This window comes from Mycobacterium asiaticum (assembly GCF_001673635.1).
Lineage (GTDB): Bacteria > Actinomycetota > Actinomycetes > Mycobacteriales > Mycobacteriaceae > Mycobacterium > Mycobacterium asiaticum_C.
This window is the reverse complement of the sequence record NZ_LZMH01000037.1, coordinates 57,418-83,646: the sequence shown is the minus strand read 5'-3', so window position 1 is coordinate 83,646 and position 26,229 is coordinate 57,418. Positions and strand designations below refer to the sequence as shown.

The following is a 26,229-nucleotide window of genomic DNA, read 5'->3' as shown; positions in this document are numbered from 1 at the left end:
CCGTCAGCCGGGGACGAGATCCGCGGGCAGCGTCGGGGTCAGGATGTAACCGGTCTGAAGGTCCCCGTAGACCGTCATGTCGTCAGGCCACCGGGTCGCGTAGAGCGCGATGTAGGCGCACAGTACGGCGTCGATCGGATCCTCCGCCCGGTCCAGATCGACCGGTCGCGCCGCGCGGTCGACGGTTTGGCGCAACCGCAGCCATTCCGCGCTGGCCGTCACCCGCATGGGTGGGGTCCGGTCGGCGAGACCTTCGATCAATCCGATCAGCTGGAGCATCGCCGATCTTCGGGCCTCGACGGATCTGCCCTTGCGCCGCTTGTATTTCAGCGTCCGGCCCAGCCGGAACAGTGCCACCGCGGCCGAGTGCGGATAAACCTCAGCGGCTCGGCGCTGCGCGGTTGACTTCGGATCCACTTCCAGCCCAAGGGATTCGGCGATGCGGGCACCGCGGGGAGTGTCCCGGAACGGCGCGAGTCCCAGATGGGCCGGATAGGCGCCGGCATCGAAGGGCCGGAAGTCCCGGTTCAGTGCCCGTTCGGCGGCACGCATCCCTGCCGGGTTGACCACTACCAGCGGCGCGTCGATCCCGACGAAGCACGGGCCCGTCACGAACGGTGCCACCGCCGCGAGGATTTCTTCGTCGGTTACCGCGGAGGACAGGAATTCCAGCTCACCATCGGCACTGGCCACGGCGATGCCGGTGCGGTTGCGCATGCCCCACGCCAGGTCCAGGCCAATGAAGTACATGGCTCGTGGACCTAGCGCGAGCAGACGCAAAAGGCCCCGACACGCCGTGCGTGCGGGGACTTTTGCGTCTGCTCGGCGTAGCTAACGGCGACGTCGCGACCGCAGATAGTCACCCACCACGGCGGCGCCCAGCCCGTCGAGATCGGGCACCACAACGCGGCCCTCGACCCGGCGCGCGATCTTGTCGAGGAATCGCGCCAGGCCGGGGTCGCTACCCAACCGGAAAATGGTGATCTGCGCACCCAGGCGCGCCATCTCGTCGAAACCCTTGACGGTGAAAGAGATGGTCCTCGGGTGCGGCGGGTAGTCGAAGAAGACCGACGTGCCGTCACCGTCGAAGTCCTCCAAATGCGCGGTCGGCTCGCCGTCGGTCACCACCAGCACGACCGGTTGCGCGTTGGGATGCCGTCGCAGGTGGCGCCCGGCCAGGGCGAGCGCATGGTGCAGATTGGTGCCCTGCTCGTACACGCCCTCGAGCCCGGTCAGCTCAGCCGCCGAGACGGTACGCGCATAGCGACCAAAGGCAATGATCTGCAAGGCATCTGACCGGAAACGAGTGCACACCAGGTGATTGAGCGCCAGCGCCGTGCGCTTCATCGGTAACCACCGGTTTTCCATCACCATGGAAAACGAGGTGTCGACCAGCAGCGCGACCGCGGCCTGGGTGCGGGTCTCGGTTTCAGAGACCTCGACGTCGTCGACGGTGATCTTCAAGGACGGCCGCGCCCCGTCGATTGTGCGCGTGCCGGACTGGCGCAGCACGGCGTTGGTCAGCGTGCGGGAGATGTTCCACGGCTCGGTGTCGCCGAACTGCCAGGGCCGGGTCGCGCCGGTCAGCTCACCGGCCGCTCCGGCCCGACGGTGGTCCCGCTCCCCGTGCCGACCGGAAAGCTGTTGTGCCACATCACGCAACGCGGTCTCCCCAAGGCGGCGCATGGCTTTCGGCGACAACCGCCACTGGCCGTCCGAACCGCGATCCAGGAAGCCCTGATTGACCAGCGCCCGTTCGAGTTCGGCGAGCGTACGAGCGTCGACGGCCGCCTCGTCACCGAGTTGGCGGGCCAGCGCGTCAAGGTCGACGTCATCCATGCTGGCGCCGGGGTATGCCTGGGACAACTGGTCGGCCAGCTGCTCCAGCTCACCGATGTCGGCCAGCGCCTGCGCTCCCTCGCCCATGCCCAGCGGGTTCTCACCGGAGAAGCGCTGCTCGCCGGTCCAGTCTTCACCGGGACGGGCGGCCTGCAGATGGGCGTCGAGCCTGTTGAGCGCCTGCATCAACGATGGCGATCCAAAGGCCTGTTGCGCCAGCGCATCCAGCTCGTCGCGCTGCTCCTGGCTGAGGCTGTTGCGGAACCGCTGCGCGGCGGCGGCCCGCTTGGCCAGCGAGTCCAGCAGCTCGTCGACGTTTTGCGGGTTCTCGGGGAAGAACTCGCCGTGCTTGTCCATGAAGTCCTGGAAATCCTGCTGGGTGTCCTCGCCGCGAGAGTGCTTGTCCAACAGATTGTTCAGGTCGTCCAGCATGTCATTGACTCGCTGACGGTCCTCGTCGGTGGCGCCTTCGAGCGCCTGCTTCATGCCGGCGAAGCGTTGGTCCAGCATCTCCCGGCCGAGCAGATCCTTGATCTGCTCGTACTTCTGCCGGGCCTCGTTGCTGCGCCAGTCGTATTCGGAGAGTTCCTGGACCGCCTTCGCGGGCGACTGCGGCAGCGCCTCCAGCTGTAGCTCGGAAAAGCGGGCGTCGTCGTCGAGCGCGCGTGCCAATTCCTTGCGCTCGGCCAGCACGGCCTCGTCGAGCAGCTTTTTGATTTCCTGCAGGGTGCCGTCCAAGTTGTTGCGCCGCAGCAGGTCTCGCCGTTTCCGGTTGGCCTCGGCGGCCAGTCGGTCGGCACCCCGCATGTTCTCGGTGCCCCGTCGCAGCAGCTCGGACAACGCCCGACGCGGCGAGGTGCCGGCCATGACGTCCTGCCCGATCTGTTCGAGGGCCTCACGCAGATCCACCGGCGGAGCCAGCGGGTCGGGCCCGCCGCTGTACGCCGAGTATCGCGATGAATGCCCTCTATTGGCCATAGACGGTTTGCCCTTCTCCGGATACCTTGTCCACCCGCTTGGCCAAATACAACGCCTCCAGGGCCAATTCCAATGCCGCGGCCCGCTCCCCTTCGGATTCGGCGCCCAGTTTCGCCGCGATCTTCTCCACCACCGGCAACCCGGGGACCGCGGCCAGTACGTCCTTGGCCGACACTCGTTCGCCCGTCGTCACCGCGGAACCGCTCTCGACGGCCGACACCAGCGTGCCGACGTCGATGCCGCCCAGCACCCGCGAGGCGGTGTCGGCGGTGGCGCGACGCAGCAGATGCTCCAGCACGGCCTGCTCGCGGCCCTCCTCGCCGGATTCGAATTCCAGCTTGCCGCGCAGCACGTCGATGATCGTGCCCAGGTCGACCACCCGGGCCACCGGGTCGGTCTCGCCCAGGATCGCGCCGCGATGCCGGGCCGCCGCGGCGACCGTCTCGGCCGCGGCGATCGCGAACCGCGCCGACACACCCGAGCGCTGGTCGACCGAACTGGACTCGCGCAGGTAGCGGGCGAACCGCGCGATGATCTGCAGCAGGTAATCGGGCACCTGCGCGCTCAGGTGCGCCTCCTGGGCGATGACCCCGATCTCGGCGCTCAGTTCGAGGGGATAGTGGGTGCGGATCTCGGCGCCGAACCGGTCCTTGAGCGGCGTGATGATGCGGCCGCGGTTGGTGTAGTCCTCCGGGTTGGCGCTGGCTACGACCAGGACGTCGAGCGGCAGCCGCAGCGTGTAGCCGCGCACCTGGATGTCGCGCTCCTCCATGACGTTGAGCATCGAGACCTGGATGCGTTCGGCGAGGTCGGGCAATTCGTTGACGGCCACGATGCCGCGGTGGGCCCGCGGGATCAGCCCGTAGGCGATGGTTTCCGGGTCGCCGAGGCTGCGGCCCTCGGCGACCTTGATCGGGTCGATGTCACCGACCAGGTCGGCGACGCTGGTGTCGGGGGTAGCCAACTTCTCGGTGTACCGCTCGCTGCGGTGCTTCCAGGCGATCGGCAGGTCGTCTTGCAGCTGGGCGGCGCGGCGGATCCACTCCGGCGTGATCGGCGTGTAGGGGTGCTCACCCAGCTCGGAGCCTTCGATCACCGGCGTCCACTCGTCGAGCAGGCCGGTGAGGGCCCGCAACAGCCGCGTCTTGCCCTGGCCGCGTTCGCCCAGCAACACGAAGTCGTGGCCGGCGATCAGCGCGCGCTCGAGTTGCGGGATGACGGTGTCATCAAAACCTAGAATCCCAGGCCAAATTTCGTCGCCCTCGGCCAGCGCGGTCAGAAGATTCTCGCGGATTTCCTGCTTGACGCCCCGCTCACGGTGACCGGAGGCACGCAGCTCGCCGACGGTGCGGGGCAGATTGCTCGGTGAAGTCACCACTCCAAGCTACGGCGCCGTCTTTCGTTGTGCCGACGAGAGTGACTTTCCCGACGCACCGCGCGGCGTGTCGGTCGTAGATTTCACTCTCGGCTGAGCCGGGCAGGGGCTCGGCTGAGCCGGGCAGGGCTCGGCTGAGCCGGGCAGGGGCTCGGCTGAGCCGGGCAGGGGCTCGGCTCAGTGGGCGAAGTGGCGTGCCCCGGTGAGGTACAACGTGATCCCCGCCTTGGTGGCCGCGGCCGTCACCTCGTCGTCGCGCACCGAACCGCCGGGATGCACGATCGCCTCGACCCCGGCGGCGGCCAGGGTCTCCAGTCCGTCCGGGAACGGGAAGAACGCGTCGGAGGCGCCGACCGCGCCGCGGACCCGGTCGCCACCTCTCTCGACGGCCAGCCGGGCCGCGTCGACCCGGTTGACCTGTCCCATCCCGACGCCGATGGTGGCGCCGCCGGAGACGATGACGATCGCGTTGGACTTGACCGCGCGGCAGGCACGCCACGCGAAGACCAGGTCGGTCAGGGTGGCCGGGTCGGCGGGCTCACCGGTGGCCAGGGTCCAGTTGTTCGGGTTGTCACCGTGCGCGTCGAGCTGGTCGCGCTGCTGGATGAGCAGCCCGCCGCTGATCGGACGCAATTCGTGCCCACCCGCCAGAGGTTCGGAAGCCACCAGCACCCGGATGTTCTTCTTGCGGGTCAGTATCTCGACGGCCCCGGGCTCGTAGGCCGGCGCAACGATCACCTCGGTGAAGATCGTGCTGACGTATTCGGCCATTTCGACGCTGACTTCGGTGTTGGCCGCGATCACGCCGCCGAAGGCGCTCAGCGGGTCGCATTCGTGGGCTTTGCGGTGCGCGTCGGCGACCGAGACGTCGGAGATTGCGATGCCGCAGGGGTTGGCGTGCTTGATGATCGCGACGCAGGTCTGCTCGTGGTCGAAGGCGGCGCGCCAGGCCGCGTCCGCATCGGTGAAGTTGTTGTAGGACATATCTTTTCCGTGCAGCTGCTCGGCCTGCGCCAGACCCGGCCAGGCGGCGGGATCGGCGTAGAGCGCGGCCTGCTGGTGCGGGTTCTCGCCGTAACGCAGGGTCGCCTGGCGGCGCCAGTTGCGGGCGAAGAAATGCGGAAACTGCTGCGGCGGGTCGTCGGGCGCCAAGGTCTCCTGCATCCACGTGGCGACGGCGATGTCGTATTCGGCGGTGTGCTGAAACGCCAGCGACGCCAGCTTTTTGCGCTCGGCGAGGGTAAAACCGCCGTTGCGCACCGCGGCCAGCACCCCGTCGTAGCCGCGCGGGTCGACCACCACAGCGACGCTCGGGTGATTCTTGGCTGCCGCGCGCACCATGGAGGGTCCGCCGATGTCGATCTGCTCGACGCACTCATCGACGCCGGCGCCGGATTCGACGGTCTGGGTGAACGGGTAGAGGTTGACGACGACGAGTTCGAAGGCCTTGACTCCGAGCTCTTCCAGGGCCGCCTCGTGTGCTGGTTTGCGGAGGTCGGCCAACAGCCCGGCATGCACCTTGGGGTGCAGGGTCTTCACGCGGCCGTCGAGCACCTCGGGGAAGCCGGTCAGCTCCTCGACCCGGGTCACCGGGATCGCTTTATCGGCAATGGTCTTCGCCGTCGAGCCGGTGGAGACGATCTCCACACCGGCCGCCGCGAGCCCCTGCGCCAGCTCGACCAGCCCGGTCTTGTCGTACACGCTGATCAATGCGCGGCGGATCGGCTTCTTGTCGATGCTCATGCTGTGTTCATCCCCAGAGTCGCCTTTCGCTCGATCACCGTCACGCCGCCGGTTGCCATGGCGGCCACCACTTTCACCAGCAGTTGCCGTTCCACAACCTTGATGCGTTCATGCAAGGAGTCCTCGTCGTCGCCGTCGAGCACCTCGACGGGCTGCTGGGCCAGTATCGGTCCGGTGTCGACACCGGCGTCCACCAGGTGCACCGTACAGCCGGTGACTTTCACCCCGTAGGCCAGCGCGTCGCGCACGCCGTGCGCGCCCGGGAAGGCCGGCAACAGCGCCGGATGGGTATTGACGGTGCGCCCCATGAAGCGCGAAAGGAATTGCGGGCCAAGGATTCTCATGAATCCGGCGGATACCACCAGGTCAGGCTGATGTGCGGCGGTGGCCGCGGTGATGGCGGCGTCCCAGGCGTCGCGCCCCGGATGGTCGCCGACGCTGACTTTGTAGGCCGGGATGGCTGCCCGCGCGGCGATCTCGGTGGCCCGGCAGTCGCGATCCACGCCGACGGCCACCACCCGCGCCGGGTAGTCGCCGACGGCCGCCTCGATCAGGGAGTTCAGCAGTGAACCTGTCCCGGACGCCAGGACCACCAGCCGCGCCGGTGCACTTGGGGGCACACGGAGCGGTTCCTGCACACGCGGAAGCCTAGTGGTGCGACGATGCCCGGCGCGCGGCAGACCCGGCCGGAAGCCCGTCAATCCTGCCGCTCACCGCCCGGACCTTCGTCGGGCTCCGGCGCGCCACCCAACGCCTCTTCTTCAGGGACTTCAGGGGCATCTGGGACGTCCGAGGCCTCACTGGGCTCGATGTCGTCGTCGAAGACCCCCAGTACGGGTTCTTCGGCTTCCACGGGCACCGGTTTCGCTCGACGTCGCCGGGGTCGGCGCCGAATCCCGCCGGCCATCACCACTGTGACGGCACCGACGACCGTGAACCAGAACAGCACACCCAGGAACAGCGCGCTCTTGTCGACGCCGACATCCCCGAAGTTTCCCAGCCTGCCGCCACCGCCGTAGCCGAGCAGCGTCATCGCCGACGCACCCACGACCCCGGCCACCAGCAGCTTGGCCATCGCGGCGAACAACGGCAGCGCGCGCCGGGCGCACTGCTGCCCTACCGCGACACCCGACGCCGCCCCGACGATCAGCAGTGCCACCCACACCGGGCCCAGCGGCGGCGTCGGCGCCGCGGCCAGGATTGGCAACGCCGGCACATCGCCACCGAACACCGTGAACGAACTGAACGTCGCGAACCCGATGTGCGCGCTCGATCCCACCGCGACCGCCGACGCACCGACGATGACGTTGGGCGTGTACAGCACCGACAGCACGGTCAGGTTGAACTGCCCCCAGATGGACTCGGTGATGCCGTACAGGTCCTGCATCGTCGCCCAGTGCACAACCAGCGACCCGGCCGTCACCATCCCCGACAGACCCAACAATGCCAATACCCCGGCGGTGGCCGCGCGTAGCGAGTCGCCCAGCCAGTTGGGCAGCGGGGAGGTGGCCAGGGCGCGTCGGCCCACCCGCGACCACACCCCGATCGCGGCGCCGACCGCGTGCACCACCAGCACGCTCGTGAAAGCCCGTAGGGCGCTGGGTGTCTGCAACTCGGTCAGCACCGACGACGCATCGTGTATCACGGCCAGTGCGATCGCCGTCATCAACAACGGCCCGCCCAGCGACGACGCGATGACCCAGCGCACCACAAGCCACGACGAGTACGCAGACGTGGCCCGCGCCGTGGCGCGCGCGGTGGCCCACACCATCAGCAGGACGGGTAGCAGCGGCATGACGCCGAGCTCCCGGCCGCCAATTGATACCGGCACCTGGTGGATGCCGAGCCACATGCTTGCGATGGCGCCCAATGCGCCGGTCATGTCGCTGTTGGCGATCAGCAGTTCCAGCAGCGTGACAGCCGCGATGATGACCAGCGCCACCACGGCGGGCGCGAACGCCACCCGAACGAGGTCACGCGCCTGCCGAGCACCCGCGGACTGGTTGTCCTCGCTTCTTGCCGACACCCTGTTCACTCTTCGCGCACGAGCCTTACCAGGCGCGAGAGCGCTCGTTTAGACCGGCGCCGAGCCAGGCGACGACTGCTGGCCTTGACCGTAGGACTGCTGCCCCTCGGGGGGCTGTGAGTAATTGACCGGCGCCTGGCCCCCCTGGGATCCAGAACCGGCGCTGACCGGCGGCGGCGGGCTGAAGCTCGGGAACCCGGTGGGCGGGGTGTGCGTCGGGCCCTGCTGCGGTTGCTGGGGGGGCGACTGCGCCGGCTGCTGGGCGGGGAACCCGCCGGACTGCGGGTTGGGGCTCGACGCGTAACCGCCGCCGTATTGCGAGCCGTAGCCGGCGGGGTTCTGCGCGGGCTGCTGTGCACCCGGCTGACCGTAGTAGCCACCCGGTTGGCCGCCGTACTGGCCGTACTGGCCGTACTGTCCGTACCCACCGAACGGGTCGTACTTAGGCCGCGGGGTGGGGGCGGTGATCACGCCCGCGTCCAGCAGCAGCGCGGCAACCGCGGCCACCGCCTCGAAGACGATCAGCACCAGGACGATCCACAGCGCCCAACCGGTCGAGTACGAGTTCGGCTTGTTGAACGTCGCGGAGATGACCAGCAAGACGGCCAGCACCGAGAGCACCGCGAAGATCGTCACGTAGCTCTTGGCTTTGGGAAGCAGGCTCACCCCGGCGAGCAGTGCGGCCAGCACCGCTACTACTACCGCCAATGCGAATTCGTTGAACAGCTCACTGCCGGAGCCGCCGAGATCGTTGCCGTAGGTGAAGACCGGGCCGAAGCTGAAGAAGTAGGCGAGCAGACCCAGCGCCGCTACCGCGATGGTCAGGTAGACCCCCAGCTTGCTCTCACCCGGCTCGGTCTGCGCCGGCGCCGGCGTGTTCGGAGTGCCGTAGGACCCCGGCGGCTGCGATTGCTGATATCCGGGAGTACCGGGTGAGTAGGTCATGACTCCTCCTGTTGCTTCCGGTGGCCGCATTGCGTGGGGCAGCGCCGGCCGTGCGACGCCATTCGACCAACCACGCTAGCGCACCTTCCAGAACAAAGGCCGCGCACCGCTCGGGGCCACCCCGCGCCGCCCGGGCGGCATGACAGCGGGGCCGCTCGCGCGCAAAAGTAGAACACGTTCTAAATTGAGGCATGGACTACGGACTCGTGCTGTTCACCAGCGACCGCGGCATCTCCCCGGCCGCGGCCGCCAAGCTTGCCGACGACCACGGTTTCCAGACGTTTTACGTCCCCGAACACACTCACATCCCGATCAAGCGCGAGGCGGCGCACCCGACCACAGGCGACGCCTCACTGCCTGACGACCGTTATATGCGCACCCTCGATCCGTGGGTGAGTCTGGGCGCGGCGTGCGCGGTGACGTCGCGCGTCCGGCTGTCCACCGCGGTGGCGCTGCCCGTCGAGCACGACCCGATCACCCTGGCGAAAAGTATCGCGACGCTGGACCACCTGTCCGGCGGACGGGTCAGCCTCGGCGTCGGATTCGGCTGGAACACCGACGAACTCGCCGACCACAACGTGCCGGCCGGGCGGCGTCGCACCATGCTGCGCGAGTACCTAGAGGCGATGCGGGCGCTGTGGACGCAGGAGGAAGCGGAATACGACGGCGAGTTCGTCAAGTTCGGGCCCAGCTGGGCCTGGCCAAAGCCCGTGCAGTCCCACATTCCCGTGCTGGTCGGCGCGGCGGGCACGGAGAAGAATTTCAAGTGGATCGCGCGCAGCGCCGACGGCTGGATCACCACTCCCCGCGACTTCGACATCGACGAGCCGGTCAAGTTGTTACAGGACACCTGGGCCGCTGCCGGGCGTGACGGCGCGCCCCAGATCGTGGCGCTGGACTTCAAACCCGACGCCGACAAGCTGGCGCGCTGGGCCGAGCTCGGCGTGACCGAAGTGCTGTTCGGCATGCCCGACAGCGACAAAGACAAGGTGGCCGCGTACGTAGAACGGTTGGCCGGCAAGCTGGCCAGCTTCGTCTAGGGCGAGCAGCGGTTGCCGTAGTCGAAGGAGCGCACCTGCACCGCGGTGCCCAGCGGGTCCTCGTCGGTGAGGCGGGCGATCAGTCCCTCGTCCTCGGTGGTCGCGATGAAGCGGCTGGCGTCAGAGTCCAACCGTCCGATGATGATTCCGGTGCGGCGTCCGTTGTCCCGGCGCACGGTGTAGGTCTCGATGGTGCCGGGACCGTCGGGATGTTCGGTCACCGGCACGGTAGGTCCGCCGTCGACCTGCGCCTGCAACTGTGCGCTGCGGTTGGGTCGCCACGGCGCGGGCTCGGTCGAGTACACGCCGACCGAATACTTGCTCAGGATGCCGCCGTTGGCTCCGACGAGGCCGAATTCCCCAGGCGCACTGCGCATGCGGGCGACGGTCTCGGCGACGGCGTGCATCGAGTAGTTGTTGCCGGCCCCGCCGAAGAACGGCAGTCCGCCGGTGAGGGTGAGACCACGCGGATCATCGGGCGCGATCGACAGTCCGTCGCAGATGTTGAACACCGGCACCGGGAAGCAGCTGTACAGGTCGAAGGTGGCGATGTCATCGGCGCTGATACCGGCCACGTCCAGCGCCTCGCGCGCGGCCAGCACGGCCGACGGCGCATGCCCGAGGTCGGGACGTTCGAGCAAGTCCTGCTCTTGCAGGTCGGCGTGGCCGCGCAGGTACACCCACTTCTCGTCCGGCACGCCCAGCCGGCGCGCCGTGGCCACCGACATCAGCAACGCCGCCGCGCCCTGGTTCACTTGATCGCGGGCGACCATCAATCGCGGGTACGGGTCCGAGATCATCCGGTTGCGCCCGGTAACGGTGATCAGCTCGTCGACGGTCCGTTCGACCGGGGCGGCGGCGAACGGGTTGTTTGCGGCGACCTTGCTGAACGGCGCGAACAGCTCGCCCATGCGGCGCAGATACTCGGCCGGCCCCAGCCCGGTTCCAGAGCGGCGCGCATTCTCCAGCAACGCGTACTGGGTCGGCGCGTCGATCAGACCGTGGATCACGGTGTTTCGCGACACCAGGTAGTCGATGCCCTGGCCGCGGTCTTCGAGGTCGCCCTCGATGGTCTCGGTGAAGTCGGGTTTGTCGGTGGCCTGGGCGAAATGGCGCAGCGTCGACGTCGCATCGGAGCCGAAGATCAGCGCCACCTCCGATCTGCCCGCCGCGATCTCGCCGGCCAGCTCGGTGATCAGTTTCTGCGGCCCCTGGCCGCCGACGATCTCCAGGATTGCCCGGCCAGGCTCGGCGCCGATCCGTTTGGCGACCGACCGCGGGTAATTGTTGGAGCGTCCCAGCGGCGCGTTGGCAACCGGCCCGGAGATCTCGAACTGCCGCAGCGCCGCGATCGTGTCGATGGCACCCGCCACCCCGACACCGGCGCTGTCGTCAAGCGCGGCCTGGGCGGCGGCGGCCGCCAACTCGACCGGTGACATGGCCCGGTAGCCCGGATCAGTGATGCGCTCGGCGGCCTGTCCGACACCGACGACGACGGGCGTCCGCGGATCCAATTTCATAGCTCAACTATCTACCGCAGCCGCAGGTTCAGTTTGCAGGCGGGGTGAAGTTGGGATCGGTAGGCGCTACTGCGGCAATACCGTTCTGCCGTCCGGTGACCCGCGGGAGGTCGCCGCACGGTTGGAGGTCGGAGATGTCCCACGTGATCGCGGTGCCGGAGTTAATCAGCGCGGCGGCGTCGAGTCTGGCGAACGTCGGTGCGGCGGTCAGTGCGGCCAATGCGGCGGCGGCATCACCCACGTCCGCATTGCTGGCGGCGGGCGCCGATGAGGTATCCGCCGCGATCGCGACGATGTTCACCACCTACGGCCAGACCTACCAGTCGCTCAGTGCTCGCATCGCCGGCTTCCACCAGCAGTTCGTTCAGCTGTTGACCACCGGCGCCAATTCCTACGCCACCGCCGAAGCCACTAACGCCGATTCACTGCTGGCCGCGATCAACGACCCGTTCGAACGGTTCCTTGGCCGCCCGCTGATCGGCGACGGTGCCGATGGCGTCGACGGAACCGGCTCCAATGGGCAGAACGGCGGCCTGCTGTGGGGCAACGGCGGTGCCGGCGGCTCCGGTGGCGCCGGCCAGAACGGCGGGTTCGGCGGCGACGGTGGGTTGCTGTTCGGCGACGGTGGCCGGGGTGGCACCGGCGGAGCCGCCAACGGAGCCGGCCTCGTCGGCGTGGGTGGCGCAGGCGGTAACGCCGTCGGTCTGTTCGGCAATGGCGGCGCCGGCGGGGTCGGCGGGGCCAGCCTGAATGGCGTCGCCGGTGACGGCGGATGGGGCGGCAGTGGCGGGTTCCTGTGGGGCAACGGCGGGGCCGGGGGCGCCGGAGGAAACGGCTTCGTTGCCGGCTGGGGCGGCTACGGCGGCGACGGTCTCGGCCTGCTCTATGGCCTGGGCGGCGTCGGCGGAGCCGGCGGCGACTCGCTGGCGTTCGGCAATGGCATCGCCGGTGTCGGCGGGACCGGCGGCAGCGGCAACATTTTGTTCAACCTGATCTCGACCGGCGCAGACGGCGGTACCGGAGGGGCGGCGGTCGGCAACGCCAACATCGGCGGCCAGGGCGGCCAGGGCGGCAGCGGCGCCGGCCAGCTGTTCGGTTTCGGCGGCAACGGCGGGACCGGCGGGGCGAACCTCTCCGGTGGTCACGGCGGGCCGGGCGGCTACGGCGGCGACGGCGGGGCGTTCTTCGGCATCGGCGGCGCGGGCGGCGATGGTGGCAGCGCGGCGGCCAACGGGACGGGCGGGGTCGGCGGGCTGGGTGGCCTCGGCGGCATCCTGTTCGGTCTCGGCGGCCACGGCGGCAATGGATTCGGCGCGGCCAACCTTGCCGTCGGCGGCAACGGTGCGCAGGGCGGCTACGGCGGGTACTTCTTCGGCATCGGGGGCGACGGCGGCAACGGCGGCATCGGGGCCATCCCCGGCATCGGTGCCCCCGGCGGCTTCGGTGCGTACTTCCTGGTCGGCCCGAACGGCAAGCCTGGGGTCACGCCCGGATAGCCCCCGCGAGCAGACGCAGAATTGCCCTATTTCGGGACGAAATGGGCAATTCTGCGTCTGCTCGCGCTAGAGCGCTACAGGGTCTTGAGGATCTCCCGGGCCAGCGCGGCCGTCTCGGACGGCGTCTTGCCGACCTTCACGCCCGCCGCCTCCAACGCATCCTTCTTGGCGGCCGCGGTGCCTGATGACCCGGACACGATCGCGCCCGCGTGGCCCATCGTCTTGCCTTCCGGCGCGGTGAATCCCGCCACGTAGCCCACGACCGGCTTGGTCACATTCGCCTTGATGAAATCGGCCGCCCGCTCCTCGGCGTCACCACCGATCTCGCCGATCATCACGATCAGCTTGGTGTCGGGGTCCTTCTCGAACGCCTCGATGGCGTCGATGTGGGTGGTGCCGATCACCGGGTCGCCGCCGATGCCGATCGAAGTGGTGAACCCGAAATCGCGCAGCTCGTACATCATCTGGTAGGTCAGCGTGCCGGACTTGGACACCAGACCCACCGGTCCGGGACCGCTGATGTTGGCCGGGGTGATGCCGACCAACGACTGACCGGGGCTGATGATGCCGGGGCAGTTGGGCCCGATGATCCGGGTAAGCGGACCCTTCGCTCCCCCTTTTTCTAAGTTGTAGGCCCACGCATAAGCGCTGTCCTGCACCGGGATTCCCTCGGTGATGACCACCAGCAGCGGAATCTCGGCGTCGATGGCTTCGATGATCGCGTCCTTGGCGAACACCGGCGGCACGAAGATGATCGAGACGTCGGCGCCGGTCTTCTCGATGGCCTCCACGACGCTGCCGAACACCGGCAACTCGACGGGCTCCCCGTCGGCATTCTTGTGCGCGACGGTGGTGCCGGCCTTACGTGCGTTGACGCCGCCGACGATCTTGGTGCCGGCCGCCAGCATTCGGGCGGTGTGCTTGGTGGCCTCGGCGCCGGTGATGCCTTGGACGACGACCTTGTTGTCCGCGGTCAGGAAGATAGCCATGTTCGTTCAGTCCCTTTCCTAGTGCCGACCCGCTGCGCCTGGCTTCGCCGCCCTTGCGATCGCCACGTCAGGCGCTCGCCAGCTCGGCCGCTTTGTCGGCGGCGTCGTCCATCGTCGCGACCAGGGTCACCAGCGGGTGGTTGGCCTCGGCCAGGATGCGCCGGCCCTCCTCGACGTTGTTGCCGTCGAGGCGCACCACCAACGGCTTATTCGCTTCGTCGCCCAGGATCTCAAGAGCCTTGACGATGCCGGTGGCCACCGCGTCGCACGAGGTGATGCCGCCGAAGACGTTGACGAACACGCTCTTCACCTGCTCGTCGCCCAGCACCACGTCCAGACCCGCGGCCATCACCTCGGCCGACGCGCCACCGCCGATGTCGAGGAAGTTGGCCGGCTTCACGCCGCCGTGCTTCTCGCCCGCGTAGGCGACGACGTCCAGCGTCGACATGACCAGGCCGGCACCGTTACCGATGATTCCGACCTGCCCGTCAAGCTTGACGTAGTTGAGGTCGTGTTCCTTGGCCTTGAGCTCCAGCGGGTCGGTGGCCGCCCGGTCCTCGAACTCGACGTGGCCGGGCTGGCGGAAGTCGGCGTTCGCGTCCAGGGTGACCTTGCCGTCCAGCGCCAGAATCCGGCCTGGGTCGCCTTCACCGCGTGAAGGAGTGCGCACCAGCGGGTTGACCTCGACCAGCGTGGCGTCCTCGCCGACGAAAACACCCCACAGCTTCTCGATGGTCACCGCGGCGGAGTCCAGCACCTCTTCGGGCAGGTGGCCCTGCTCGGCGATGGAACGCGCGAACGCCCGGTCAACCCCCTTGACCGCGTTCACCGGGACTTTGGCCAGCCGATCCGGCTTGGTCGCGGCCACCTCCTCGATCTCCATGCCGCCTTCCACCGAGCACATGGCCAGGTAGGTGCGGTTGGCGCGGTCGAGCAGGAAAGAGAGGTAGTACTCCTCGGCGATGTCGCTGGCCTCGGCGACCAACAACTTCTTGACGATGTGGCCCTTGATGTCCAAGCCGAGAATGTTCTTGGCGTGCTCGTAGGCCTCGTCGGGTGTCGCGGCGTACTTCACGCCGCCTGCCTTGCCGCGTCCACCGGTCTTGACCTGGGCCTTCACCATGACGGGTGCGCCGACTTCCTCCGCGATGGCTTTCGCGCCTTCAGCGGTGTCGGTCACCCGGCCCTGCGTGCCGGGTACGCCGTGTTTGGCGAACAGTTCTTTGGCTTGGTACTCGAACAGATCCATGGGGCGTCACTGCCTTTGCTCGGCTTGTTTACTAGGCCAATTAGGGTGGCGGTGCCGGATTCGGCAACTCGCACGGAGGAACTGTATCGACACCCCGATCGACCTCTGTCGTCGCATCCCATCGCTGTGGTGCACGTCACCCGACGGAACGGCACGCGATGACGTGACCCAAGTCACAAAAGCGGCCGCATTTTGCACTGAGGTTGCCAGCCCCATACCTTTGCGGATACCTTCTCAAGGTCCAGATAACGTTATGGTCACGATACGAGGACATTTCAGCTTGTCCCAGCACCGAATTACCCGCTCTACCAGCGTGGCTACCACGCGCGCGCACCGGGATCGCTGGTTAGCGCATCACCGCAACGAAGTCACCGAGATCATTCCGCTGGACGGCTTCGACGAGTTCGACGACCTCGAGTTGTCCGACCTCGACGAGCTGGACTTCGGCGAGTCCGAGTTCAATCTCGACGAGCAGCTGCTGCAGGCCCCGGAGCTCGACGACCTCAACGACGTCGATGAGTTGATCCCGCTGTGGCTGTCCGCCCCGGTCACCGAAGTGCTGCCGCGGGTGGTCATCGAGCCTGAATCCGATTCCGACACGACCGACGTCATGCCGGTGGCGCGCCGCGGTGGAAGTCACCGCAAGGAGCCCACCAGCGCCGCCAAGGGCCGCCTGCTGATCGGGGCCATGGCCGCCGGTGCGGCCGCCGCCGCGACGCACACCGCGCTCAGCCAGTCCGACACCGCCAAGATCGAGACGGTGCTGACCGCGAACGCGTCGAACATGTCGGGCGGATCCGGCAGCAGCGCGTCGCGGGGTGTTCAGGTGATCGCCGCTCAGCCCGCCAACGCCGCCTTCCACAACGAAGAACTCGCCCGAGGCAACGCCTTCGCGCAGGAGCGCGCTCAGCGCGAGGCCCGGCTGCAGCAACCGCTGTACGTCATGCCGACCAAAGGCATCTTCACTTCCAACTTCGGCTACCGCTGGGGCGTGCTGCACGCCGGCATCGACCTGGCCAACTCGATCGGCACGCCGATCTACGCGGTGTCGGACGGGGTCGTCATCGACGCTGGTCCGACCGCGGGCTACGGCATGTGGGTCAAGCTGCGCCACGCAGACGGCACTGTCACGCTCTACGGCCACGTCAACAGCACACTGGTCAGCGTCGGCGAACGCGTGATGGCGGGCGACCAGATCGCGACCATGGGCAATCGGGGCTTCTCCACCGGACCACACCTGCATTTCGAGGTGCTACTGGGCGGCAGCGAGCGGATCGACCCGGTGCCGTGGCTAGCCAAGCGAGGACTGTCCGTCGGCAACTACGCCGGCTGACCGGTGACCGCGCCCAGCGATCCCGGTCCGCGCGAGAACCCGCCCGAGCCCGGCGAATCACCGGGCGAACCCCGCACCCGCATCATCCGGCGTGCGCCGACGGCGCCGTTGCCGCCGATCCCCGATTCCGCGCAACCCACGCAAATCATCCGGCGCGCACCATCTTTGGCGTCCGGCCGGATGCCGTCGCTGCCCACGGTGCTGCCGTCGGAGACGAGGGCCCGTACCGCGGTGGCGGCCAGCGCGGTGAGCATCGTCAGCGGCTGGGCGACGTCGGTGGTGGCCACCGACCTGATCGCCGGCTGGTGGCAGACGGACCGATTGTTCTGCATCGCAGTCGGATTCCTCGCGCTGGTCTTCGCGGCCACCACCGTCTCGGGTGTCATCCTGCTGTTGCTGCGCCGCCCGGTCGGGCGCTACCTGCTGCTGGCCGGGGCGGTGGTGGCGCTGCTGACCTACCTCGGCGTGTTCATCGCGGGCGCGCGGGTGGCATGGCTGGTGCACCTGCTGCCGCTGTTGCCCGTCGCGAGCGGCGTGCTGGTGATGCTGAACGAAACCAAGCGCTGGGTCGAATAGGACTGCGCCGCTTAGTGGTCAGAGCTTGCTGATCGGCGCGTGGTTGTGCATCAGCTTCACCCGACCGGCGCTGCCGAAGTCGATCAACGACATCGCCGATTCACCGACACCGGACACCTCCTCGACGCGGCCCAGTCCGTACTTGTCATGGGTGACCCGGTCACCGGGCTCCAGCACGATCAGCGGGCGCTTGGCGGCTCCCGAACGCGTGGGCGCCGCGCGCGGGGTGCCGAACCGTCCGGCGCCGCTCACCGGCGCGCTGAAGGACGGCTTGGGCGCCGTCCGGCGCCAGTCGATGAGCTCCTGCGGAATCTCGCGCAGGAACCGGGATTCGGGGTTCAGCATGGGCTGACCCCACGATGAGCGGACGATGGCCCGGCTGACGTACAACCGCTGCCGGGCCCGGGTGATCCCGACGTAGGCCAATCGCCGTTCCTCGGAGAGTTCGACCGGGTCGTCGAGGGCCCGCATGTGCGGGAACATGCCGTCCTCCCAACCGGTCACGAAGACCACAGGGAACTCCAGCCCCTTGGCGGTGTGCAAAGTCATCAGCGTCACCAGACCCGAGCCGTGCTCCGGGATCTCGTCGGTGTCGGCTACCAGCGACACCCGTTCCAGAAATGCCGCCAGCACCCCGGTGTCGGGCACGTCCTCGTTGTCGGCGCCGGTCTCGGCCGCGAGGGCCTCCGCGTTCGCCCGGTCAATGCTGAATTCATGTGCGACGCTGACGAGTTCGTTGAGGTTGTCCAGGCGCGCCAGCTCCTGCGGGTCGGTGGAGGATTCCAATTCCCTGCGGTAGCCGGTGCGTTCCAGCACCGCTTCGACCAGTTCGCCGAGATCGTCGTCAAGGTGCCCGCGCAGCTCGTCCAGCAACTCGACGAAGCCGGCAATCGCCTTCTCGGCCCGGGTGTTGAGCATCGGGACCTTACCCTCGGCCGCGGCCTGCAAGGCGTCGGCGAAGCTGGCTCCGGTGTTCTCGGCGTACACCGCCACACACGCCTCGGCCCGATCGCCGATGCCGCGGCGCGGCGTATTGAGGATGCGCCGCATGCTGACCGCGTCGCCCGGATTGTCCAGCACGCGCAGGTAAGCGACGATGTCGCGGATCTCCTTGCGCTCGTAAAAGCGCACTCCTCCAACAACTTTGTAGGGAATGCCGGCGCGGATGAAGACCTCTTCCAACGAGCGCGACGAGTTGTTGGTGCGGTAGAAAACCGCGACATCGTTGTAAGTGATCTCACCACGATCGGCCAGCGCGTCGATCTCCTCGGCCACGAACCTGGCCTCGTCGTGTTCGTTGTCGGCGACGTAGCCGACGATCAGCTCGCCCTCGCCGGCATCGGTCCACAACCGCTTCTCCCGGCGTCCGGAGTTGCGGGCGATCACCGAGTTGGCTGCCGACAGGATGTTCTGCGTCGAGCGGTAATTCTGTTCCAGCAGAATTGTTCTGGCGTCCGGGTAGTCGCGCTCGAAGTCTTCGATGTTGCGGATGGTGGCGCCGCGGAATGCATAGATCGACTGGTCGGCGTCGCCGACCACGCACAGTTCCGCGGGCGGGACGTTATCGGAGTCGGGCGCCCCGGCCTCGCTCGACGGTCCGACCAGCTCCCGCACCAGCATGTACTGCGCATGGTTGGTGTCCTGATACTCGTCGACCAGCACGTGCCGGAACCGGCGCCGGTAGTACTGCGCGATGTCCGGGAAGGTCTGCAGCACCGCCACCGTCTCCCCGATGAGGTCGTCGAAGTCGAGTGCGTTGGCCGCCCGCAGCCGGCGCTGATATTCGCCGTAGACGGAGGCGACGGTGCGCGCCAGATCATCGGATTCGTCCGTCAGGTCGGACACCGCCTGGTGCGGGTCGATCAGTTCGTTTTTCAGGTTGGAGATCGCGTTGGCCAGCAGTCGCGGCGAGTACCGCTTGATGTCCAGGCCCATGTCGCGGCCGATCATCTGCAGCAGGCGCCGGGAGTCGTCGGCGTCATAGATCGAGAAGTTGGAGTTCAGCCCCTCGATCAGGGACGCCTGGTTACGCAGGATCCGCACGCACGAAGAGTGAAACGTCGACACCCACATGTACCGCGCCCGGGGACCGACCAGGTTCACCACGCGTTCCCGCATCTCGGCGGCCGCCTTGTTGGTGAAGGTGATGGCCAGGATCTGGCCCACCCCGACCCCGCGTTCGGCGATCAGGTAGGCGATGCGCCGGGTCAGCACCGCCGTCTTACCCGAACCCGCGCCGGCGACGATCAGCAGCGGCGAACCCTCATGCACCACCGCCTGGCGCTGTTGCGGGTTGAGGCCCGCGAGCAGTTCATCTACCGCGGATGGATGGGAGGACTCGGCTTCGGTCGCGTGCACACTCATGTCGTTCCAAACTTACCGCCGCCCGCCGACAACCGGACCGCCCACCGCCGCAACGCAATCTCGCCACTTTTTTGCACACGTACGCCGTCGGGTGGCACACTCGACTCGTGCTCAACAGGCAGCGCCGATTTTTCTACGGGTACCCGCCAGCGGTGCCCGTGGTCTAGCTGCCTTCGCAGAGCCCCGTGGTCCGCTTCCGGATTCGGGGCTCGTTTCTTGTGTGAGGCCGAAACCCGGATGAGACCAGACCCCCCACCTCACGAGAACGCGGAGATAGCAGAGATGAACACCATCGATACCGAACAGCTCGGCATTGACGAATTGCGCCAGGAGATCGACCGTCTCGACGCCGAGATCCTGGCGGCGGTCAAGCGGCGCGCGGAAGTATCCCAGGCGATCGGCAAGGTCCGGATGGCCTCCGGGGGAACCCGCCTGGTGCACAGCCGTGAGATGAAGGTGATCGAGCGCTACAGCGAGCTCGGTCCCGACGGCAAAGATCTGGCGATGCTGTTATTGCGTCTGGGCCGAGGACGACTCGGCCACTAAACGGTTACTGTTGCCGTTACATTCAGCCACGACCAGCTTTGCTGGGGTAAATTTCGCCGGAAATGGTGACGGCAGTAACAGCTGGGGTTTCGCCGCTGCGCCGGTTGATGTTTCTGTTGACCGCAGCGTTGCTGGCCCTGCTGGGTGGCCTGTTCAATAGCTCGGGGACCTCGTCGGCTTGGTCGCGGCAGGGTCAGCCGATCGAATACTTGATGGTCCCGTCGGCGGCCATGCACCGACAGATCAAAGTCGAATTTCAGGCCGGCGGCCCCCATGCAGTGTATTTGCTCGACGGGATGATGGCCCGTGACGACTTCAACGGCTGGGACATTCATCTGCCGGTATTCGACTGGTTCGCGCCGAGCGGTCTGTCGGTGGTGATGCCGACCGGTGGAATGGCGAGTTTCTACTCCGATTGGTATCGACCGGCCGTCGGCAACGGCGGCACGTGGACCTACAAGTGGGACACGTTCCTGGCCCAGGAGCTGCCCCAGTGGTTGGCGACCAACAAGGCGGTCAGCGCGTCGGGCAACGCGGTGGTGGGTGCATCGATGGCGGGTTCGGCGTCCCTGATCCTGGCGGCCAAGCACCCGCAGAACTTCGTCTACGCGGCCTCGATGTCGGGGTTTCTCAACCTGTCCGCCGGTAACTGGCCCTCGCTGGTCAGCGCCGCGCAACTGGGTTCCGGCGGCTTCCGCTCCGAGGCCATGTGGGGCCCGCGCGGCGACCCGGCGTGGGCCGGCAACGACCCCACGGTCAACGTGGCGATGCTGGTGGCCAACAACACCCGCATCTGGGTCTACACCGGCAACGGCGGCAAATCGGATCCCGATACCAAGCTGGATGCCAGCCTGCTGGAAAGCGCTACGCGCATCAGCAACAAGGTCTTCCAGGCCCGGTACCAGGCCGCCGGTGGGCGCAATGGTGTATTCAACTTCCCGGCCAACGGCACGCACACCTGGTCGTATTGGGGCGAGCAGTTGCAGGCGATGCTGCCGGACCTGCAGCAGGTGCTGGGCGCCAGGCCGTCGTCCTAACCCACTCGCGCCGAGACTGAAGAATCGCAGCGCAAGTGCGAGTAGAGACCTGCAGGATTTCAGCCTCGATGCATGCCAGCGAGGCTCGGGCGCTGACCCCTGCGCCGTCCCGGCACTAGGGTCGAATCATGACCTCCGAGACATCAGATATCACCGCCACCCCGGCGTGGGACGTGCTGCGCCGGCACCATGACCAGATCGGAGAAACCCACCTGCGGCAGCTCTTCGCCGACGATCCGGATCGCGGCCGCGAGCTCACCCTGACCGTCGGTGACCTCTACATCGACTACAGCAAGCACCGCATCACCCGTGAGACGGTGCGTCTGCTGATCGACCTGGCGCGGGCGGCCAAGCTGGAAGAGCACCGCGACCAGATGTTTGCCGGCGCACACATCAACAGCTCCGAGGACCGCGCGGTGCTGCACACCGCGCTGCGGCTGCCGCGCGACGCCGACCTGATCGTCGACGGCCAGAACGTGGTGCGCGACGTGCACGAGGTGCTGGACGCGATGGGCGATTTCACGGACAAGCTGCGCAGCGGCGATTGGAAGGGCGCCACCGGGGAACGAATCAAGACCGTCGTCAACATCGGCATCGGTGGCTCGGACTTGGGCCCGGTGATGGTGTACCAGGCGTTGCGCCACTACGCCGACGCGGGCATCTCGGCCCGCTTCGTTTCCAACGTGGATCCGGCTGACCTCGTCGCGACGCTTGCCGACTTAGAGCCCGCCACAACGCTTTTCATCGTCGCCTCCAAGACGTTCTCCACGCTCGAGACCCTGACGAACGCGACGGCCGCGCGCCGCTGGCTCACCGATGCGCTCGGTGACGCCGCGGTCGCGAAGCACTTCGTCGCGGTCTCCACCAACAAGCGACTGGTCGACGAGTTCGGCATCAACACCGACAACATGTTCGGGTTCTGGGATTGGGTCGGCGGCCGCTACTCGGTGGACTCGGCGATCGGGCTGTCCGTGATGGCCGTCATCGGCCGGAAAGCGTTCGCCGACTTCCTGTCCGGATTCCACATCGTCGACGAGCACTTCAGGACGGCGCCCCTGGACTCCAATGCGCCTGCGCTGCTTGGACTTATCGGTCTGTGGTACTCGAATTTCTTTGACGCACAGTCGCGTGCGGTGCTGCCGTACTCCAATGATCTGGCCCGGTTCGCCGCCTACCTGCAGCAATTGACCATGGAGTCCAACGGCAAGTCGACCCGCGCCGACGGCACACCGGTGACCACCGACACCGGTGAAATCTACTGGGGCGAACCGGGAACCAACGGCCAGCACGCTTTCTACCAATTGCTGCACCAGGGCACTCGTCTGGTGCCGGCCGACTTCATCGCGTTCAGCCAGCCGCTCGACGACCTGCCCACCGCCGAAGGCACCGGCAGCATGCACGACCTGTTGATGAGCAACTTCTTCGCCCAGACCCAGGTGCTGGCGTTCGGTAAGACCGCCGAGGAGATCGCCGATGAAGGCACCCCCGCCGACGTGGTGCCGCACAAGGTGATGCCCGGGAACCGGCCCACCACCTCGATTCTGGCGACCCGGCTGACACCGTCGGTGCTGGGACAGTTGGTGGCGCTCTACGAGCATCAGGTGTTCACCGAGGGTGTGATCTGGGGCATCGACTCGTTCGACCAGTGGGGCGTGGAGTTGGGCAAGACGCAAGCAAAGGCGCTGCTGCCGGTCATCACCAGCGACGGTGCGCCAGAGAAGCAGTCGGACAGCTCGACCGACGCGCTCGTGCGCCGCTACCGATCCGAGCGCGGCCGCGCGAGTTAGTTCGCGCGGCTTTATCGCGCGGCTCTATCGCGCGGCTTTATCGCACGAGCAGACGTGAAAGCTCCTCGTTTCGGCCCGAAACGGGAGCTTTCACGTCTGCTCGCCAATCAAAGTCGTTCGGAGTCCGACCGCCTATCCTTTGTCTGTGCCCGTTCGCGTCAGTGGTCGGCGGAGCCGCGCATGAAAGCCATCGCGGCATGCCCGACGTGTGCCACTGAAGTTCTCGAAGGTGCCCGTTTCTGCCACGGCTGCGGCTCGCCGGTGCGAGATGCCGATACCCGCGCCGAGTACAAGCAGGTCACCGTGCTGTTTGCCGACGTGGTTCATTCGATGGACATTGCGGTGCTGGTGGGTGCGGAGCGGCTGCGTGAGATCATGGCCGATCTCGTCGCGCGCTGCGCCGCAGTGGTCAGGCGATACGGAGGCACGGTCGACAAGTTCACCGGCGACGGGATCATGGCGGTGTTCGGCGCTCCGGTGGCACTGGAGGACCATGCGGTTCGCGCTTGCCTGGCCGCACTGGAGCTCCAGCGCGAGGCGGTCAAATTGGCCCCGGAGATCCAGCACCGCGATGCCGTGGATCTAAGACTTCGAGTCGGACTGAATTCGGGGCAGGTCGTCGCCGGTGAAATCGGTTCGGGTGGATTGGGTTACACCGCCGTCGGTGAGCAGGTGGGGATGGCGCAGCGGATGGAATCGGTCGCGCCGGCGGGCGGGGTAATGCTCAGCGAGGCAACGGCAAGACTGGTTGAGCACGCGGCAGTGCTGGGCGAGCCGGAACTCGTCCGCATCAAGGGGAATGATCAACCGGTATCTGCTCGTAGATTGTTGGGGTTGACGGAACGGCATCAGACAGCGGAGCCGGCCAAGCCGAATCTCGTTGGCCGACGGGACGAGATGTCAGCAGGCGAGGAACTGCTGGAACACGCTGTCGGCGGCAGCGGCGCAGTGGCAGTTCTGGTGGGCTCCGCCGGAATTGGCAAGAGCCGTCTAGTGCATGAAATATGTGCGGTGGCAGTTGCCCGAGGTGTCGAAATTGTCAGCGCGTTCTGCGAATCACACACCACCCAGATGCCGTTCCATCTCGTGGCCCGCCTGTTACGGGCGGAGGCACATTTGTCGGGTCTCGATGCCGAAGCGGACCGCGCTCGGCTACGCGACCGCTACGCCGATGCCGATCCGGAAGACCTTGCCTTACTTCAAGATTTGCTCGGCATCCGGGATTCCTCCACTAACCTGCCCGATATTGCCCCTGATGCGCGTCGTCGGCGTTTGACCGCACTGGTGAATGCCGCCTCCCGCGCGCGCCGGAACACGGTGGCCTGGGTCATCGAGGACGCGCACTGGATCGACGAAGCCAGCGAATCGATGCTGGGTGAACTTCTCACGGTCATCCCGCAGACGCCCACGTTAGTGCTGATCACCTGTCGTCCTGAGTACCGTGGCGAGCTCGCATATCTCCCCGGGTCCCAGACGATTAGCCTTGCGCCACTGAGTGATACGGAGTCCTCTACGCTGCTCGGTGAGCTGCTCGGATGCGACCCAACGGTTGCCGAGCTGACCAACACCATCGGAGCACGGGCGGCGGGCAACCCGTTCTTCGCCGAAGAAATGGTCCGGGACTTGGACGAACGCGGCGTGCTCTGCGGCGAGCCGGGGGCCTACACGTGTCGCGCGGATGTCGGTGACGTCAGTGTGCCCGCCACCCTACAAGCCGTGATCGCGGCCCGCATCGACCGGCTCGACCCAGGGGCGAAGCGGGCCTTACGCGCCGCGGCCGTAATCGGCTCACGCTTCCGCGCCGATCTATTGGCCTCGCTGGACGTCGATGCGGTCCCGCGCAGTTTGCTCGACGCCGAGTTGGTCGAACGGGTTGAGTCGGGGACGTCCGACGAATACGCGTTCCGTCACCCGATGATCCATACCGTCGCGTACGAATCGCAGCTCAAATCCGACCGTGCCGGCATGCACCGGCGGCTGGCCGCCGCGGTCGAGAGAAGGATGTCCGGATTGATCGGCGAGAGCTCCGCATTGATCGCCGAGCATCTTGAGGCCGCCGGGGACCTGCGCGAAGCCTATGGCTGGCACCTACATGCCGGCGAGTGGGCAACCACTCGCGATAAGGCCGCGGCGTGTCGCAGCTGGGAACGCGCGCGCCGGATTGCCGATGCTGTGCCGGATGACGCCCCGTACCATATCTCGATGCGCATCGTCCCACGTAAATTGCTTTGCGCCAACGGATTTCGCGCCCACCTTGAGATCGAGCCTTACTTCGCGGAACTGCGGGAATTGTGCTCGGCCGCCGGGGACAAGGCGTCCCTGGTTGTCGGCATGGCGGGGCTGATCATGGAGCACTTCGTCTACGGCCGGGTACACACGGCATCCCGCCTAGCCTCCGAACACATGGCGATGATCGAATCGATAGGCGATCCGACGCTCACGATCGGGCTTTCGCTGGGAGCGATCGCCACCAAGATCCAGTCCGCGGAGATGCGCCTGGTGCTGGCCTGGTCGCAGAACGTCGTCGAACTGGCCCAAGGCGATCCCGCCCGCGGAAACGCCATTGTCGGTTCGCCGTTGGCGGTGGCACTGGCGACGCGCGGCACCGCTCGATGGGCGCTGGGCCACAGCGGTTGGCGAAAAGATTTGGAGGACAGCGTTGCAACGTCGCGCGGAACCGAACCGTGGTCGCACGCCATGGTCGTCACGTACAAGTACCTCGGGGCGATACCCAACGGAGTCCTGCTGGCCGACGACCTTGCCCTGCAGGAGATCGGCGAGGCGCTACGCAACGCGGAGCGCTCAAGTGACGACCGGGCACTGGGCCTGGCCAGGCTGACCGACGGCATTGCATTGGTGCATCGGGATTCCATGCAAGACCGGCAGCGCGGCCTCGATGTGTTGCGGGATGTCTGCGAGATGTGCGAGCACGACCAGTACTACCCCTCGGACCGCCCCGTCGCCAATGTCTGGGCGGCATGGGAACTCGCGAGGCGCGGTGATCGCGAATCCGCCCTACCGCGGTTGCGTGCGGCCGTCGACGAAATGTTCGGCGCCGGCCAGTTCGGGCACTGTGGCGCGGCTACCAGTGCGTTGGTGCAGACGCTGTCGGCCCGCGGCACGGACGGTGCCATCGCCGAAGCCGTCGAGGCGATCGAGAGATTGGCGGCCGCGCCGGGCGACCAGGGTTTGGTATCGCGGGAGATCCACCTGGTGCGGATGCGTGCGCTGGTCGCCCAGGCGCGTGGTGATGTGTCTGAGTACATCGATCTTCGGGATCGCTACCGCGATATGGCGACGGCGCTGGGTTTTCAAGGGCATATCGCTTGGGCCGCGGCCATGCCATGACGCGCGAGCTAGTTTGCGCGAGCAGACGTGAAAGCTCC

19 protein-coding genes are annotated in these 26,229 nt (G+C 67.2%); 8 read left to right on the top strand and 11 right to left on the bottom strand.

What is annotated here, in order from left to right; all coding sequences use genetic code 11:
- Nucleotides 1-3 precede the first annotated feature (3 nt).
- The 7 genes from A5645_RS10520 to A5645_RS10490 all read right to left on the bottom strand — a co-directional run bounded on the left by A5645_RS10520 (nt 4) and on the right by A5645_RS10490 (nt 8,906).
- The gene (locus A5645_RS10520; protein ID WP_065129459.1) at nt 4-750 is read right to left on the bottom strand and encodes a DUF429 domain-containing protein; all 747 of its coding nucleotides are present in this window, start codon (nt 748-750) and stop codon (nt 4-6) included.
- A gap of 81 nt (nt 751-831) precedes the next feature.
- Nucleotides 832-2,817, bottom strand: a complete 1,986-nt coding sequence (locus A5645_RS10515) for a vWA domain-containing protein (protein WP_065129458.1) — start codon at nt 2,815-2,817, stop codon at nt 832-834.
- Complete coding sequence (locus tag A5645_RS10510) at nt 2,807-4,195, bottom strand: sigma 54-interacting transcriptional regulator (RefSeq protein WP_065129457.1); 1,389 nt, start codon at nt 4,193-4,195, stop codon at nt 2,807-2,809. The genes A5645_RS10515 and A5645_RS10510 overlap by 11 nt, the downstream gene beginning before the upstream one ends.
- A 174-nt stretch (nt 4,196-4,369) precedes the next feature.
- On the bottom strand, nt 4,370-5,935 hold the full coding sequence (gene purH, locus A5645_RS10505; RefSeq protein ID WP_065129456.1) for a bifunctional phosphoribosylaminoimidazolecarboxamide formyltransferase/IMP cyclohydrolase: 1,566 nt from the start codon (nt 5,933-5,935) through the stop codon (nt 4,370-4,372).
- Entirely contained in the window at nt 5,932-6,573 is a 642-nt protein-coding gene (gene purN, locus A5645_RS10500; protein WP_065129455.1) for a phosphoribosylglycinamide formyltransferase, read from the bottom strand. Before purN ends, purH begins: the two co-directional genes overlap by 4 nt.
- 59 nt (nt 6,574-6,632) lie before the next feature.
- On the bottom strand, nt 6,633-7,970 hold the full coding sequence (locus tag A5645_RS10495) for a cell division protein PerM (protein WP_065129454.1): 1,338 nt from the start codon (nt 7,968-7,970) through the stop codon (nt 6,633-6,635).
- A gap of 39 nt (nt 7,971-8,009) precedes the next feature.
- The gene (locus A5645_RS10490; RefSeq protein WP_065129453.1) at nt 8,010-8,906 is read right to left on the bottom strand and encodes a DUF5336 domain-containing protein; all 897 of its coding nucleotides are present in this window, start codon (nt 8,904-8,906) and stop codon (nt 8,010-8,012) included.
- A gap of 191 nt (nt 8,907-9,097) precedes the next feature.
- Between A5645_RS10490 and A5645_RS10485 the strand changes: the two genes are divergently transcribed.
- Nucleotides 9,098-9,946: an LLM class F420-dependent oxidoreductase gene (locus A5645_RS10485; RefSeq protein ID WP_065129452.1), complete on the top strand. Its 849-nt coding sequence runs from the start codon at nt 9,098-9,100 to the stop codon at nt 9,944-9,946.
- Here A5645_RS10485 and A5645_RS10480 read toward each other — a convergent pair.
- The gene (locus A5645_RS10480; protein ID WP_065129451.1) at nt 9,943-11,466 is read right to left on the bottom strand and encodes an acetyl-CoA acetyltransferase; all 1,524 of its coding nucleotides are present in this window, start codon (nt 11,464-11,466) and stop codon (nt 9,943-9,945) included. The two genes, A5645_RS10485 and A5645_RS10480, sit on opposite strands and share 4 nt — an antisense overlap.
- Before the next feature lie 134 nt (nt 11,467-11,600).
- On the opposite strand from A5645_RS10480, the gene A5645_RS29275 reads away from it, so the two are divergent.
- Entirely contained in the window at nt 11,601-12,962 is a 1,362-nt protein-coding gene (locus A5645_RS29275; protein ID WP_065129450.1) for a PE family protein, read from the top strand.
- A 74-nt stretch (nt 12,963-13,036) separates the two neighbouring features.
- Here the strand turns inward: A5645_RS29275 and sucD are convergent, their stop codons facing one another.
- Nucleotides 13,037-13,951: a succinate--CoA ligase subunit alpha gene (gene sucD, locus A5645_RS10470; RefSeq protein WP_065037131.1), complete on the bottom strand. Its 915-nt coding sequence runs from the start codon at nt 13,949-13,951 to the stop codon at nt 13,037-13,039.
- 67 nt (nt 13,952-14,018) lie between these two features.
- Nucleotides 14,019-15,200 (bottom strand): ADP-forming succinate--CoA ligase subunit beta, encoded by a 1,182-nt coding sequence (sucC, locus tag A5645_RS10465; RefSeq protein ID WP_065129449.1) that lies wholly within the window; start codon nt 15,198-15,200, stop codon nt 14,019-14,021.
- A 313-nt stretch (nt 15,201-15,513) separates the two neighbouring features.
- On the opposite strand from sucC, the gene A5645_RS10460 reads away from it, so the two are divergent.
- Nucleotides 15,514-16,533: a M23 family metallopeptidase gene (locus tag A5645_RS10460; RefSeq protein ID WP_436405482.1), complete on the top strand. Its 1,020-nt coding sequence runs from the start codon at nt 15,514-15,516 to the stop codon at nt 16,531-16,533.
- 3 nt (nt 16,534-16,536) lie between these two features.
- Entirely contained in the window at nt 16,537-17,109 is a 573-nt protein-coding gene (locus A5645_RS10450) for a hypothetical protein (protein ID WP_436405481.1), read from the top strand.
- A gap of 18 nt (nt 17,110-17,127) precedes the next feature.
- Here A5645_RS10450 and pcrA read toward each other — a convergent pair whose 3' ends face one another.
- Nucleotides 17,128-19,473, bottom strand: coding sequence for a DNA helicase PcrA (gene pcrA, locus A5645_RS10445; RefSeq protein WP_065129447.1), 2,346 nt, complete (start codon nt 19,471-19,473; stop codon nt 17,128-17,130).
- 237 nt (nt 19,474-19,710) lie between these two features.
- Here pcrA and A5645_RS10440 point away from each other — a divergent pair, with 237 nt between their 5' ends.
- The 4 genes from A5645_RS10440 (at nt 19,711) to A5645_RS10425 (ending at nt 26,191) form a co-directional block, all read left to right on the top strand.
- Nucleotides 19,711-20,019: a chorismate mutase gene (locus tag A5645_RS10440; protein WP_080697192.1), complete on the top strand. Its 309-nt coding sequence runs from the start codon at nt 19,711-19,713 to the stop codon at nt 20,017-20,019.
- Between the two features lie 62 nt (nt 20,020-20,081).
- A complete protein-coding gene (locus tag A5645_RS10435; RefSeq protein WP_065129446.1) occupies nt 20,082-21,056 on the top strand; it encodes an esterase family protein in 975 nt (324 codons plus the stop codon).
- Nucleotides 21,057-21,184: 128 nt separating this feature from the next.
- Nucleotides 21,185-22,843, top strand: a complete 1,659-nt coding sequence (gene pgi / locus A5645_RS10430; RefSeq protein ID WP_065129445.1) for a glucose-6-phosphate isomerase — start codon at nt 21,185-21,187, stop codon at nt 22,841-22,843.
- A gap of 180 nt (nt 22,844-23,023) precedes the next feature.
- Nucleotides 23,024-26,191, top strand: a complete 3,168-nt coding sequence (locus A5645_RS10425) for an adenylate/guanylate cyclase domain-containing protein (protein ID WP_065129444.1) — start codon at nt 23,024-23,026, stop codon at nt 26,189-26,191.
- The last annotated feature ends 38 nt before the right edge of the window (nt 26,192-26,229 follow it).

What these genes read in the sequence shown, in the direction of transcription:
- sucC (WP_065129449.1), bottom strand. Translation starts at nt 15,200, where the DNA reads ATGGATCTGTTCGAGTACCAAGCCAAAGAACTGTTCGCCAAACACGGC.
- A5645_RS10425 (WP_065129444.1), top strand. Translation starts at nt 23,024, where the DNA reads ATGAAAGCCATCGCGGCATGCCCGACGTGTGCCACTGAAGTTCTCGAA.
- A5645_RS10435 (WP_065129446.1), top strand. Translation starts at nt 20,082, where the DNA reads ATGGTGACGGCAGTAACAGCTGGGGTTTCGCCGCTGCGCCGGTTGATG.
- purH (WP_065129456.1), bottom strand. Translation starts at nt 5,935, where the DNA reads ATGAGCATCGACAAGAAGCCGATCCGCCGCGCATTGATCAGCGTGTAC.
- A5645_RS10520 (WP_065129459.1), bottom strand. Translation starts at nt 750, where the DNA reads ATGTACTTCATTGGCCTGGACCTGGCGTGGGGCATGCGCAACCGCACC.
- A5645_RS10490 (WP_065129453.1), bottom strand. Translation starts at nt 8,906, where the DNA reads ATGACCTACTCACCCGGTACTCCCGGATATCAGCAATCGCAGCCGCCG.
- A5645_RS29275 (WP_065129450.1), top strand. Translation starts at nt 11,601, where the DNA reads ATGTCCCACGTGATCGCGGTGCCGGAGTTAATCAGCGCGGCGGCGTCG.
- A5645_RS10515 (WP_065129458.1), bottom strand. Translation starts at nt 2,817, where the DNA reads ATGGCCAATAGAGGGCATTCATCGCGATACTCGGCGTACAGCGGCGGG.
- A5645_RS10440 (WP_080697192.1), top strand. Translation starts at nt 19,711, where the DNA reads ATGAGACCAGACCCCCCACCTCACGAGAACGCGGAGATAGCAGAGATG.
- sucD (WP_065037131.1), bottom strand. Translation starts at nt 13,951, where the DNA reads ATGGCTATCTTCCTGACCGCGGACAACAAGGTCGTCGTCCAAGGCATC.
- A5645_RS10480 (WP_065129451.1), bottom strand. Translation starts at nt 11,466, where the DNA reads ATGAAATTGGATCCGCGGACGCCCGTCGTCGTCGGTGTCGGACAGGCC.
- pgi (WP_065129445.1), top strand. Translation starts at nt 21,185, where the DNA reads ATGACCTCCGAGACATCAGATATCACCGCCACCCCGGCGTGGGACGTG.
- pcrA (WP_065129447.1), bottom strand. Translation starts at nt 19,473, where the DNA reads ATGAGTGTGCACGCGACCGAAGCCGAGTCCTCCCATCCATCCGCGGTA.
- A5645_RS10485 (WP_065129452.1), top strand. Translation starts at nt 9,098, where the DNA reads ATGGACTACGGACTCGTGCTGTTCACCAGCGACCGCGGCATCTCCCCG.